This window comes from Cupriavidus sp. 05N40 (assembly GCF_056397305.1).
In genome coordinates this window covers 1-12,622 of the sequence record NZ_JBFTND010000273.1, presented here as the reverse complement: position 1 = coordinate 12,622, position 12,622 = coordinate 1, and the positions used below count along the sequence as shown (strand labels likewise).

The window sequence follows — 12,622 nt, the reverse complement described above, 5'->3', positions numbered from 1 at the left end:
CGATGAGCGAGCAGGCCCGGGCCTGGACGCGCGAACACACCGAATTTGGCAATCAGTCGTAAGCAAGACCTGCACACCAGGTCGTGAGAACAAAAAGGAGACAACCGATGAAAAAGCTGATCGCATCTCTGCTGCTGGGTGCAGCCATGGTGACCGCGCATGCCGCGTGGCCGGAAAAGCCCGTGACGCTGCTCGTTCCCTTTCCCGCGGGCGGATCGACCGACAATGTCGCCCGCATCCTCAGTGCCAAGCTTCAGGCGCAGTTTGGCGGCAGCTTCGTGATCGACAACAGGCCGGGCGCAGCCGGCATGATCGGCGCCGCCATGGCCAAGCGCGCGCCGGCCGATGGCTACACGGTGTTCGTGTCGTCGCTGGGACCGTTCGTGATCGGGCCGCACCTGAGCAAGAACGCCGGTTACGATCCGCTCAAGGACTTCGACTACATCAGCGTAGCGGTGCAGGCGCCTAACGTGCTGGCGGTACCCGTCAATTCGCCGCACAAGAGYCTGAAGGATGTCATCGCTTTCGAAAAAGCCAATCCCAACAAGATGACGTTCGCCTCGGCCGGCAATGGCACCAGCGACCACCTCACCGCGGAGCTGTTCTGGCAGCAGACCGGCACCACCGGCCTCCACGTGCCGTACAAGGGCGGCGCGCCGGCGCTGAACGACCTGCTTGGCGGACAGGTCGATGCCACCTTCATGAACATCAACACCGCGATCCCGCATATCAGGGCCGGCAAGCTGCGCGCGCTTGCCATCACCAGCAGCAAGCGCTCGCCGATCCTGCCGGACGTGGCGACCATGGAAGAATCTGGCGTGAAGGGCGTGACGGTCTACTCGTGGCAGGCCGTCGCAGCGCCCAAGGGCTTGCCGCCGGAGATCAAGGCCAAGCTGCATGCCGCCGTGGTCGCGGCGCTCAACGACCCGGCGGTCAAGCCCAAGCTGCTCGACCTGGGTTTCGAGATCGTCGCCAATACGCCGGAGCAGTTCACGGCGTTCCAGGCGTCGGAGTATGCGCGCTGGAAGAAGGTCATCGAGGTGGGCATGATCACGGCAGATTGATGACTGCCAGCCTGGACAACGCGATCGATTCGTATGGCGTTGTCCGGGCGCGACCCCGGGTCACGTAGAGCGAGGTATTTCCGTCACTCCGGCATCCCCGCCGCGACCCGCGCCAACTCCCGAGTGTCCACGAAGTCGTGGACACGTTTAGCTGGGGCTACGTTGACGCTATCAATATTTCTCTCAAGCCGCCGCTCGAAGCGGCTGAGGTGGAATGGGAAAGCCCGGTGTCGAAGCGGAAAATAGCATTGGCACCGGGGTATTCAGTTGGAATCCTTGTCGCACAACCCGAAGGAGACACGATGCGAACGACCAGAGCGGTATTGCAATGCATGGCAGGCATGCTGATGGCGATGGCCACGGCGGCCGTGTCGGCGCAGCCCAAGTATCCGGCCGCGCCGGTCCGCATGCTGGTCGGCACGCCAGCAGGCGGGACGACGGATGTGATCGCCCGTTTGATTGCGGCCAAGATGAGTCAGTCGCTGGGTCAAAGCGTCGTGGTGGAAAACCGTACCGGCGCTAGTGGCCTGATTGCCGCCGAAAGCGTGGCAAAGGCGCCCGCGGATGGGTACACCGTGTTGATGGCATCATCGCAACTGGCAACGTACCGGGCGCTCTTCGCGACAACGAAGCTGGATCCGGAAAAAGACCTCGAGCCGCTTGGCATCATCGCAACGTCTCCGTATGTGATGGTCGTGCATCCATCACTACCAGTGAAGAGTCTGCCGGAACTGCTGGCGTATGCGAAAGCCAATCCCGGCAAGATCTCGTACGCCGGGTCGACGCCGGGTACCGCGCAGCATCTCGGCTGGGAACTGATCAAGAGCCAGGCGGGAGTCGACATGCAGTATGTGCCCTACAAGGGGACCAGCGCACTGATGCCCGACCTGCTCGCCGGGCGGCTGCAGGCAGGTATTGACAACGTGGCTATCCTGACCCCCTACATCAAGAGCGGACAACTGCGCGGGATTGCTGTCACCAGCCCGTCGCGGACGACGCTGCTCCCGGATCTGCCGACCGTAGCGGCCTCCGGCGTTCCCGATTTCCAGGCAATGGGCTGGTTTGGCGTTTTCGTGACAGCCAAGACACCGCCCGAGGTCGTTACCGCCCTGAAGAGCGCAGTGCGATCTGCCGTGGAAACCGCGGAAGTAAAGGACAAGCTAGCCGGCATGGGAGCGGAACCGCAGAGCGGCGATGCGAATGCATTGCGTACCCTGCTCAAGCGGGAAACCACCGTCTGGTCAAAAGTTATCAAAGACCACAACATCTCGGTTCAATAGTTGCCGCGGGATGGGTGCAGAAGTCGGATAGTCACATCGGAGTAGAAGGTGTCGAAATCGGCGCTCCCCGATTTTTGCACGCTCTCCTTCGCGCCGTCCGGCTCCTTAGATCCTTAGTGCCGCTCAGGCGCGGGTCCAACGTAGCGGCCGCGCGGACGAATGACCTGCCCGACGCTCAATTGCTCCAGGCTATGTGCAAGCAGCCCCACGCTGCGGGCGGTTGCAAACAGGCCAAATGCCGCATCTTCCGGCAGTCCGTAGTGCGTCACCAAGGCCGCCAGCGCCACGTCGATGTTGGGCTGCAGACCTGTCAGTCGAGTCGCCTTCTCGATGAAGCGCGCGATCACGGGCGGTGGGTCGAACAGATTCAGCAGCGCAGTCGCGCGGGGATCGCCTTCGGGATAAAGGTGATGCCCGAATCCGGCAAGCGGCAGACCGGTGGAGAGGTGGTGGGCAATGACTTCGTCCTCGCCCTGACGCTCCAGTTCACTGAACAGCGCCTTCACTCGTCCCGAGGCATCGCCGTGCAATGGGCCGGACAGCGTGGTCAGGCCCGACAACAGGCACGCCGGCAGCGATGCGCCAGTGGACGCCGCGATCCGCGAGGCAAATGCGGAACTCGTCAGCTCATGGTCGACCAGCAGGACCATGGCGGTGCGCAACAGTTCCGCCACCGGCGCCGGCTGCTTCCAGCCTTGTGCAAAGCGGATGTGCAACGGCTGCTGTCCCGGCTGCGCGCCGAATGAATTTGCGAGTTGCCCCACCAAGCTCTGGCCTTCGCCATGCAGGACGCGCGTCATGCGCCCATGTGTGGAATGTCCCGTCGCGGCAAGTTCCGCCAGGGTCTTGAAGGCCGCCACGCGCCCAGGACGGGTCACTCGGGCAGACGACGAGAAATCTACCAGTTGCTCTGCATCCCAGAGAAGATGCGCAGTCTCTTCCAGCGTGGCTGATCCGGCCAGCGCCACGGCGTCCTGCCCCCGGTAGTACAGCCGTTCCCGCACGAACGTGGAAATTGCGGTCGGAATACTTGGCTCTGCACCGAACAGCGTGTTGGTGGCCAGCGTCTCGTATTTGCGCCCCGCTTTCTTGCGCTTGGCGAGCGTCGCCACGTCCTCGGCGCGGTACAGGCTGCGGCGCGTGTCAATGGGGTCGGACACGACTTCGATCTTGCCACGGCTAACGTAGGCATACACCGTCTGCGGCCGTACTCCCAGGCACGTACACGCCTCCTCCATCGATATCCAGGCTCCCATTCGTCACTCGCTTGGCTAATTTATATTGATTTTATATATCAAGATTGCGTTGGTAATCAACTATTGCCTACGATGTGTCCACCTTCCATGCCTGACATCCACTGCTCATGAAGCCGCAGATACTGCAACTGAATCCCATCCTGATTCCCGCCGCGAACGAAGAGCTTGCCGCGCTCTATCAGGTCCACAAATACTTCGAAATCCAGGACCAGGCCGCATGGTTGCGGCAACATGGCGCGTCCATCCAGGCGGTGATCACCGGCGGTCACACCGGGATTTCCCGCGCGATGCTGGAACAATTGCCTTCGTTGAAAGTGGTGGCCGTCAATGGGGTGGGCACCGACGCAGTGGACCTGGGCTATTGCCGCGAGCGTGGCCTGCCCGTCACCGCSACGCTGGGCGCGCTGACCGARGACGTGGCCGAYCTGGCCATCGGTCTGTTGATCGCGGCATGCCGCAACATCTGCGCAGGCGACCGCTTTGTCCGGGACGGCCAGTGGGAACTTCACCCCTCGCCGTCCGCCATTCCGCTGGCGCGCCGCTTCAGTGGCATGCGCGTTGGCATCGTCGGCATGGGCCGTGTAGGTCGCGCCGTGGCCACGCGGGCGGCGGCTTTTGGCTGTCCGATCCGCTATACGGATTTGCGCGCCATGGACGACGTGCCGCATACATTCGTGGCCGACCTGATCGACCTGGCGCGCGACAGTGATGCGCTGGTGCGGGCAGTATTGCTGGCGCGGGGCTGGACGTCTTCGTCGAGGAGCCGCGCGTGCCATTGACGCTGCGCCAGTCTGACCGCACCACGCTGCAGGCGCACCGGGCCAGCGCCACGTGGGAAACGCGCGGTGCCATGGCTCGCATGGTGCTGGACAGCGTGGCGCAAGCCCTGGGTGGCAAGCGCCCCACGATGAGCCTGACCACCTGAGCCAGCAGCTTCGGAGCACGAACCTCATGATCGATTTCGTTCTGCCGCCGCCAGTGCCGTGCGCGCTACCCGTCGCGGACAGCACCACGCATTTCCCGATCGCCCGGGTGTTCTGCATCGGTCGCAACTACCGCTGGACGCCCGACGAACCGGCACCGCCCGACATGCCAGCCTGGTTCATGAAGCCGGCCACCGCAGTCGAACTGGCTCGCGACGCGTTGCCCTATCCGCCCGGCACCGACGAGTTCTGCCATGAGGTCGAACTGGTCGTCGCGATCGGGCGCGGGGGGCGCGATATCGATCCGCGCGATGCATCGGACCATGTCTGGGGCTACGCAGTCGGCCTGGACATGACGCGTCGCGACCTGCAACAGCAGGCCAAGCGGGCGGGTGGCCCATGGGAGCCATCGAAAGCGTTCGACCATTCGGCGCCGTGTAGTCCGATCGTAGAGGCGTCGCGCTGCGGACATCCGGGCGAAGGCGCGATCCACCTTTCGGTCAACGGGGCCGAGCGGCAGCGTGCCGACCTGTCCGGGCTGCTCTGGCCGGTGGCGGAACTGGTGTCGATGCTGTCCCGCTCCGTGGCGCTGATGCCCGGCGACCTGATCTTCACCGGTACGCCAGCGGGCGTGGGGCCATTGCAACGTGGCGACGTGGTCCACGCCGGCGTGGACGGCATCGGTGAATTCACGCTAACCGTCACCGGGTAAGCGCAGCATTACCCCTGTACTACCTGTCGACATCACAACCTCCCATTGGAGACCATCTTGAATGCATCCAGAAAAATCGCGCTGGTGACAGGAGCCGGCAGCGGCGTGGGCCGTGTCACCGCACTGGCCCTGCTCGATGACGGTTGGACCGTCGTGCTGGCCGGCCGGCGCGCCGAACCGCTGCAGACGCTGGTGGCCGCCGCCGCCGCACGCGGGCAAACCGCGGCGGCCGTGCCCACCGACGTGACCGATCCTGCCAGCGTGCAGGCACTGTTCGACACGATCGAACGCGAATTTGGCCGGTTGGACATGCTGTTCAACAACGCAGGCGTGAACGCGCCAGCGGTTCCGATGGATGAGTTGTCGCTGGACGCGTGGTTCAACGTCATCAACACCAACGTCACCGGCGTATTCCTGTGCGCGCGTGCCGCGTTTGCGCTGATGCGCCGGCAGTCGCCGCAAGGCGGACGCATCATCAACAACGGCTCGATCTCCGCCCACACGCCGCGCCCCTTCACCGCGCCCTATACCGCAAGCAAGCACGCTGTCACGGGCCTGACCAAGGCACTGGCGCTCGATGGCCGCGCCTACAACATCGCCGCGGGCCAGGTGGACATCGGCAATGCGCTGACCGAGCTGTCCGAACGCATGACACGCGGCGTGCGGCAGGCCAACGGCACCATCGCGCCGGAACCGATGATGGACGTCAGCCACGTTGCCAATGCCGTGCGGCACATGGCATCGCTGCCGCTTGACGCCAACGTCCTGAACATGACCGTCATGGCTAGCGCAATGCCGTTCGTCGGCCGCGGCTGACACCGCCGATACCGCTGACACCGATTACCGCGCTCCCACGGCTTCGCATCCGTGGGACGCCAACAGAGTTGACATCAGTTAACCAGCATCCAGACGGAGACTCTTCATGCGAATCCCCACACGCCACCTCGCGACCTTGATCGGCACCATGACCGGCTGCGCCGTCATGATGATGATGTCCGGCGCGGCCTCGGCCCAGAGCAACTATCCGGCCCGCGCGGTCACCATCATCGTGCCGGCGCCGGCCGGCGGTGGCATTGACCTGATCGCCCGCGTCGTCGGCGAAAAGCTGTCGGTCAAGCTCGGCCAGCCGTTCGTCGTCGAGAACCGCCCCGGCGCGTCCAACAACCTGGGCACCGCGATTCTTGCCAACGCCAAGCCCGATGGCTATACCATCGGCATCGTCGGCGGCAGCCACAACATCAACAAGTTCCTGTTCAAGAATCTGGGCTGGGACCCCGAAAAGAGCTTCGAGCCGATCGTCTATACGCACGAGATCCCGCTGGTGTTCGCGGCCTATCCCAAGCTGCCGGTCAAGACGGTGCCCGAACTGCTGAGCTGGATGAAGGCCAATCCCGCCGAGGCCAAGGTGGCGACGTCCGGACGTGGCAGCGCACAGGAGATGGCCGCCGAAATGTTCCGCATGGTCAGCGGCGTGCCGGTGCTGCTGGTGCCGTACAAGGGCTCCTCCGCGGCGCATCCTGACCTGATCGCGGGTCGCACCGTGCTCTATATCGACACGATCAGCGCCATCCAGGAGCAGGTAAAGTCTGGCAATGTACGAGCCATTGCCGTCTCTACGCGCAAGCGTTCCAAGGCATTGCCCAACGTGCCCACTGCCGAGGAGCAAGGGCTGAAGGGCTATGATGCCAACACGAACGGTGGCTTCCTGGCGCCCGCAGGCACGCCGAAGGAAATCGTCGCCAAGCTCAACGCCGAGATCAACGCCGCGCTGAAGCTTCCGGAAGTACGAGCCAAACTGGAAGCCGCTGGCATCGAGGTGCAAGGCGGTACGCCGCAGGATTACGCGGCACTGATCAGATCGGACCTTGCGAAATGGGGGAAAGTGGTCAAGGAGGCGGGAATTCAGTTGGAGTAGCGGCCACCTGCTTTCGTAGGCCTGCCGTTCGATGATCGTCAGGTCAATGTCGACAGGTTGTGGGCACCCGGCAAATGCAGCCTCGCCGAAGAATGTAGCTCTTAAGAGCCACGCGCTTGTTCGGACTGCTGAAAACGGGATGATTGCTCGCGGTTACGGAGCGATCGGCCCACTCGTGGCAATACAGGCCATCCTTCTCGCTCGTCTGCCAAGCTATCTCGTTTGATATTGCGTCTTGCCGAACAGAATTTCGCGGGCCTTGTCGTCTCCTTCCGGCTTGCGCAGTTCCGCCATGACCTTCAGGCCCCGCCGGACGGCGGGACGCTCGGCGATCTTGTCAAACCATGCCTTGAGGTGAGGATAGTCGGTGAGCGTGATGCCTTGCTTTTCCCAGCTACGCAGCCAGGGAAAGATCGCGATGTCCGCGATGGAGTATGCGTCACCGGCAATGTAGCTGCGCTTGGCCAACTGCTTGTTGATGACGCCGTAGATGCGTCTCGCTTCATTGGTATAGCGGTCGATTGCATACGGCAGCTTCTCACGCGCATACAGCCTGAAATGGTGCGCTTGCCCGAGCATCGGGCCAACGCCACCGATCTGGAACATCAGCCACTGCAGGACATCGTAAAGCTTGTGGTCGTCAGTCGGCAGGAACCGGCCGCTCTTGGTCGCGAGGTAAAGCAGGATTGCACCGGATTCGAATATCGAGATGGGCTTGCCGTCCGGACCGTCCGGATCGACGATCGCAGGGATCTTGTTGTTCGGGCTGATGGCGAGAAAATCGGGCTGAAACTGATCGCCAGCGCCGATATTGACCGGGTGGGCCAGATAGGGAAGCTCGGCTTCCTCCAGCATGATGTGGATCTTTTGCCCGTTGGGCGTGGGCCAGGAGAAGAGATCGATGGGAGCTTGGGTCATTGGGTGCGAGTTGCTCTGATGAAGGTTCTTAGAGGTCGGTGCGTGCATAGGGCAGAGCTGGCCGCCCGGCTCGGTGCGCTGCGCATCCTGCGAGCTATTCGGGTTTCACTCCGGCCTGGTTGAGCCGTTCGAGAATCACGCGAGTGTTGTCTTCCGCCCACGTGCGGAACTCGGCCTGCGATTTCGAGGGCGCGACCTCGCTGCCAGTGCCGAGCAGCTTGGCCTGAAGCTGTGGGTCGGCCAGCACCTTGCTGGCTGCTGCGAAGAGCCGGTCCGATACCTTCGGCGGTAAACCGGCAGGGCCGAACAGTCCAAACCAGAAGGTGAAATCGAAGCCTGGCAATCCTGCATTTGCCAGGGGTGCCAGGTCCGGCGCAATAGCCGATTGCCGGGGAGTGGTGACGCCCAGCATGCGCAGCGCGCCACCGCGGCCAAGCGGTAACACGGAGGCGGCGGTGCCAAAGGACAACTGCACGTTTCCTGCAGCCACCGCCTGCAGTGCCGGGCCGCCGCCCTTGTAGGGTACGTGCGTCATCTTCACGCCCACGGCTTTTTCGAACGACAGTGCGGCAATGTGCGGCAGGCCGCCAACGCCCGAGGACGAATAGTTCAGTTCGCCAGGCCCCTTCTTCCTGGCGTAGGCGATCAGGTCGTTCAGGTTGGCAATGCCCATGTCCTTGTTGACCGCGAGAATCAGCGGCGACACCGTGAGCCTGGTGATGGCCGTGAAGTCCGCCGGTGTGTACCTGGCCTTGTAGAGCGCCTGGTCAATGCCATACAGCGTACCGGTTGCCAGCCCCAGCGTGTAGCCGTCGGGCGCCGCCCGTGACAGGATCGACGACGACAGTGTGCTGCCGGCGCCGGGTTTGTTGTCGATCAGAATGGGCTGGCCAAGCTCCTTTGCCATCGCGTCCCCGACGATGCGGGCGACGAAATCGGCCGCTCCTGATGGCGAATAGCCGACTAGGATGCGGATAGGCTTGTTCGGGTAGGTCTCGGCCTGGGCCGGGAGGGCGGAAATCGTGATGAGGAGGGCCGCCGCGATGTGGGCTTGAGTCATGGATCGTCTCCTTCCTTATGGATTGGGACGCGCTCGCTGGCGGATCGGCATCGCCGGCGCGCAATCCCTGCGTGGTGACGTCAACGCCCGGTAAACACCGGAGCCCGCTTTTCAAGGAACGCACGGCGGCCTTCCCGGTAGTCATCGCTGTCAAAGCAGCGATCGACCAGCGCAGAGRTCTCCTCGGCGTCTTGCGCGGCCGAGTACCGTTCGAACGCTCGTACGGCGGACTTGGCTGCATGCACGGTCAGCGGCGCGTTGCCAGCGATGCGGCCCACATATGCATGCACTTGCTGCGCAATCTGCGCTTCATCGACGACAAAGTTGACCAKGCCGATGCGCAGGGCCTCATCGGCCTCGAGAAAGCGTGCGCTGAACAGCATGTCCTTTGCCGTCGACGGGCCAACCAGGCGTGCCAGCGCGGCGATGCCCGCGTAGTCATAGCCCAGCCCCAGCCTGGCGGCTGGAATGCCGAACTTCGAGCCCGGYGTGGCGAAGCGGACGTCGGCACTCAGCGCGAGGGCCAGGCCGCCGCCGATACAAAAGCCCTCGATCATCGCTACCAGCGGTTTGCTCAAGCGTGCCAGACCGGTGTGCGCACCAGACGCGATGTCCGCGTAGGCCTTCTTTTGCTCGGCATTGGAACGATGTTCTTCGAACTCCGAGATGTCGGCGCCCGCCACGAAAGACCGGCCGCCGGCGCCGCGCAGCACGACCACGCGCACTTCCGGGTCGGCCTGGAAGGCTTTGATCGCCTCGCCCAGTCCCTGCCACATTTCGAGTGACATCGCGTTGCGTCGCGCGGGGTTGTTGAATGTGAGCCAGCCGATGCCTTGGTCAGCCTGCGCGATGATCTTTGCCGTGGCGAGCGGCAGTTCGCGTGCGGTGGCGGCGGTCACGCGATCGCTCCCGCGGATTTCAGTCGCTCTATCTCGTCAGGGGCGTAGCCCAGTTCCGTCATCAGTGCTTCGGTCTGTTCTCCGGGGTCAGGGGCCGCGTGATGGAACTGGTCGGGATGCGGGAAGGAGGAAAGGTTGATCGGTGAACGGATCAGATCGACCGTCCCCAGGACCGGATGCGTCGCGGGACGCGTCATGCGCAAGTGCTTGACCTGCGGATCTTCAAAGGCCTGGCCGATGTCGTAGACCGGGCCGCAGGGCACGCCGGCTGGATTCAGGCGCGCGACCAGGTCGGCCACGGTGAATTGCCGGGTCACCGCATTGATGTCCGCGTCCAGTTGGCGGCGATGCGCTACGCGCGCCTGCATGTCCTGATAGTCAGGGTGCGCCTGCAAGGCCTCGGCCCGCAATGCCCCGCAGAAGCCGGCCCACATCGGCGGCGTGCTTGCACAGATATTGACCAGCCCATCGCTGGCCTCGAAGGTGCCCATGGGAACCTGGGTGGGATGCGCGTTGCCTTCCTGGACCGGCACATCTCCCTTGACCGTGTAGCGCGCGCCCTGGAAGTCCAGCTTGTTGAGCATTCCCTCCAGCAGCGAGGTATGCACCCATTGGCCCTCGCCGGTGCGCTCGCGATGGAGCAGCGCCAGCAGAATCCCTTGACCCAGGAACATGCCCGCGGTGGTGTCGGAGATGGCGATGCCGACCCGGACCGGACCGCGGCCGGGCTCGCCGGTGACCGAGCTGAGCCCGGACATGCCCTGGACGATCTGGTCCACGCCGGGACGCTCGCTGTACGGCCCTTCCTGGCCGAAGCCGGAAATGCTGGCCAGGATGATCTTGGGATTGATCTGCCTGAGTTGTTCATAGGTCAGCCCCAGCCGCTCTTTGACGACGGAGCGGAAGTTCTCCACCACGACGTCGCTCTGCGCGATCAGGCGCTTGAGCACCTCCGCGCCCTGCGACGTCTTCAGGTCGATACAGAGGCTGCGCTTGTTCCTGTGGAGGTTCTGCTCGTCCGACTCGCGCCGGCGGCCCGTGACCGAGCCACGGTCCTTCAATGGCGGTGGCTCGACTCGCGTCACGTCCGCTCCCCAGTCCGCAAGCAGCCGGACCGCCGTGGGGCCGGCGCGCGCAATGGTCAGGTCCAGGACCTTGAAGCTGGAAAGTGGAAGGCTGGGCTTGGGTTGGTCAGGCATGAAAGGAGCACTCTCCAAAGGCATGGTTGTAGGGTTGCCCGCGGCTGCAATCCCGCAGCCGCGGGCAACGGACGAACGAAACAGCGCCCGATGTCAGGCAAGCGTGGGCAGGAGGCGAAATGCTGGCGCAGCGTGGTGAGCGCATTTGGCTTGCTGGCACGGCCGTGCTGGCGGAGCACTACGAAAGTCGGGCGGCAAGGCGCGAGATGTTGCCAACGGGCTCCCGCGCCTGTCGAACGCATGGAAGTGCTTTATGCGCAACGGCACGTTTGTCTCCTGCAAGCCGATTCATGATCGCGAATGCATGGCTTAAGTGTACGTTGGTAGCAGTTAAAAATACACAACACACTTGTAAGTATTTATACTGTGGTTTCGCATCGATTATGACGCTAAAATAAGCGACGTTATGCATACACAGATGTCGCAAGTCCAGCCTTACCGTCTCGACGGAGCCCCGAAAGGCATCGCCGGGAGGAAGCCACTGCGAGCAAATGTGCGCGGCTGCACGGTCTCGGCCGCAGGCTTCGACGCCAGCGTCGTCGTCTCCTAACCATGCAAAGCACTTCCGTTGGGGAATTCACATGGAAACAACCGCTATCCGCATCCACAGCCACGGTGGCCCGGAGGTACTCGAAATCTCGACGGTCGACGTCGGCGAACCGGGCCCGGGAGAAGTGCGGATCCGCCAGTCCGCCATCGGGCTGAACTTCGCCGACATCTATCAGCGGCGCGGCGAGCACGGGCCCCACAGCGCCGCGCCGTTCCCGATCACGCTGGGCTCGCAGGGGGCGGGCGTGATCAATGCGCTGGGGTCCGGAGTCGAGGGATTGCGGCTTGGCCAGCCGGTTGCCTGCTTTCAGCCGGGGGCCTACCAGGCAGTCCGAAACGTGGCGGCTTCGCGGGTGATTCCATTGCCCGACGGATTCCCGCAAGACGTGGCCGGTGCAAGCCTGCTGCGCGGATTGACCGCCGAGTATCTGTTGCGCCGGCTGTACGTCGTCAAGCCTGGCGATGCCGTTCTGGTCCACGCTGCTGCCGGCGGCATGGGCCAGATCCTCTCGCAATGGGCGCGGGCACTGGGTGCCACGGTGATCGGCACGGTGGGGTCTGACGCCAAGGCGACGATTGCGCAGGCATACGGCTGCCACCATGTCATCAACTACCGCACCGAGGATTTCGTGGCCCGCACCCTGGAATTCACCAAGGGTGCAGGCGTGGCCGTGGTGTATGACGCGGTGGGCAAGGATGTCTTCCTGCCCTCGCTCGACTGCCTGAAGCCGCTAGGCATGGCGATCAACTACGGCACTGCCTCCGGCGATGTGGAGCGTTTTGATCTGCAGCGGCTGCATGCCAGATCGTTGATGGTGTGCAGGCCAACACTGCGGACGTTCATCAG

General features: G+C 63.6%; 11 protein-coding genes and 1 pseudogene. 7 read left to right on the top strand and 5 right to left on the bottom strand.

Features of this window, described 5'->3' with window-relative positions; all coding sequences use genetic code 11:
- Positions 1 to 107 precede the first annotated feature (107 nt).
- A complete protein-coding gene (locus AC1DO7_RS37265; RefSeq protein ID WP_441620686.1) occupies positions 108 to 1,064 on the top strand; it encodes a Bug family tripartite tricarboxylate transporter substrate binding protein in 957 nt (318 codons plus the stop codon).
- Positions 1,065 to 1,201: 137 nt separating this feature from the next.
- Complete coding sequence (locus AC1DO7_RS37260) at positions 1,202 to 2,344, top strand: Bug family tripartite tricarboxylate transporter substrate binding protein (protein ID WP_441620684.1); 1,143 nt, start codon at positions 1,202 to 1,204, stop codon at positions 2,342 to 2,344.
- A gap of 113 nt (positions 2,345 to 2,457) precedes the next feature.
- Here the strand turns inward: AC1DO7_RS37260 and AC1DO7_RS37255 are convergent, their stop codons facing one another.
- Complete coding sequence (locus AC1DO7_RS37255; protein WP_441620682.1) at positions 2,458 to 3,600, bottom strand: citrate synthase family protein; 1,143 nt, start codon at positions 3,598 to 3,600, stop codon at positions 2,458 to 2,460.
- A gap of 107 nt (positions 3,601 to 3,707) precedes the next feature.
- On the opposite strand from AC1DO7_RS37255, the pseudogene AC1DO7_RS37250 reads away from it, so the two are divergent.
- From AC1DO7_RS37250 to AC1DO7_RS37235, 4 genes and pseudogenes are all read left to right on the top strand, one after another.
- Positions 3,708 to 4,525 (top strand): annotated as a pseudogene (locus tag AC1DO7_RS37250) (NAD(P)-dependent oxidoreductase).
- 26 nt (positions 4,526 to 4,551) lie between these two features.
- The gene (locus tag AC1DO7_RS37245) at positions 4,552 to 5,235 is read left to right on the top strand and encodes a fumarylacetoacetate hydrolase family protein (protein ID WP_441620678.1); all 684 of its coding nucleotides are present in this window, start codon (positions 4,552 to 4,554) and stop codon (positions 5,233 to 5,235) included.
- A 57-nt stretch (positions 5,236 to 5,292) separates the two neighbouring features.
- On the top strand, positions 5,293 to 6,051 hold the full coding sequence (locus AC1DO7_RS37240) for an SDR family oxidoreductase (protein ID WP_441620676.1): 759 nt from the start codon (positions 5,293 to 5,295) through the stop codon (positions 6,049 to 6,051).
- Positions 6,052 to 6,199: 148 nt separating this feature from the next.
- Complete coding sequence (locus AC1DO7_RS37235; RefSeq protein WP_441649921.1) at positions 6,200 to 7,150, top strand: Bug family tripartite tricarboxylate transporter substrate binding protein; 951 nt, start codon at positions 6,200 to 6,202, stop codon at positions 7,148 to 7,150.
- A gap of 213 nt (positions 7,151 to 7,363) precedes the next feature.
- Here the strand turns inward: AC1DO7_RS37235 and AC1DO7_RS37230 are convergent, their stop codons facing one another.
- From AC1DO7_RS37230 to AC1DO7_RS37215, 4 genes are all read right to left on the bottom strand, one after another.
- Positions 7,364 to 8,068: a glutathione binding-like protein gene (locus tag AC1DO7_RS37230; protein WP_441620674.1), complete on the bottom strand. Its 705-nt coding sequence runs from the start codon at positions 8,066 to 8,068 to the stop codon at positions 7,364 to 7,366.
- Between the two features lie 94 nt (positions 8,069 to 8,162).
- Complete coding sequence (locus AC1DO7_RS37225; protein ID WP_441620672.1) at positions 8,163 to 9,128, bottom strand: Bug family tripartite tricarboxylate transporter substrate binding protein; 966 nt, start codon at positions 9,126 to 9,128, stop codon at positions 8,163 to 8,165.
- 80 nt (positions 9,129 to 9,208) lie between these two features.
- Complete coding sequence (locus AC1DO7_RS37220; protein ID WP_477117298.1) at positions 9,209 to 10,027, bottom strand: enoyl-CoA hydratase; 819 nt, start codon at positions 10,025 to 10,027, stop codon at positions 9,209 to 9,211.
- The gene (locus tag AC1DO7_RS37215) at positions 10,024 to 11,226 is read right to left on the bottom strand and encodes a CaiB/BaiF CoA transferase family protein (protein WP_441620669.1); all 1,203 of its coding nucleotides are present in this window, start codon (positions 11,224 to 11,226) and stop codon (positions 10,024 to 10,026) included. The genes AC1DO7_RS37220 and AC1DO7_RS37215 overlap by 4 nt, the downstream gene beginning before the upstream one ends.
- 581 nt (positions 11,227 to 11,807) lie before the next feature.
- On the opposite strand from AC1DO7_RS37215, the gene AC1DO7_RS37210 reads away from it, so the two are divergent.
- Positions 11,808 to 12,622 (top strand): quinone oxidoreductase family protein (locus AC1DO7_RS37210; protein WP_477117297.1); only part of this gene is annotated, 815 nt, incomplete at its 3' end.

Coding starts and splice junctions, on each gene's coding strand:
- AC1DO7_RS37235 (WP_441649921.1), top strand. CDS start 6,200: ATGACCGGCTGCGCCGTCATGATGATGATGTCCGGCGCGGCCTCGGCC.
- AC1DO7_RS37215 (WP_441620669.1), bottom strand. CDS start 11,226: ATGCCTGACCAACCCAAGCCCAGCCTTCCACTTTCCAGCTTCAAGGTC.
- AC1DO7_RS37245 (WP_441620678.1), top strand. CDS start 4,552: ATGATCGATTTCGTTCTGCCGCCGCCAGTGCCGTGCGCGCTACCCGTC.
- AC1DO7_RS37255 (WP_441620682.1), bottom strand. CDS start 3,600: ATGGGAGCCTGGATATCGATGGAGGAGGCGTGTACGTGCCTGGGAGTA.
- AC1DO7_RS37225 (WP_441620672.1), bottom strand. CDS start 9,128: ATGACTCAAGCCCACATCGCGGCGGCCCTCCTCATCACGATTTCCGCC.
- AC1DO7_RS37230 (WP_441620674.1), bottom strand. CDS start 8,068: ATGACCCAAGCTCCCATCGATCTCTTCTCCTGGCCCACGCCCAACGGG.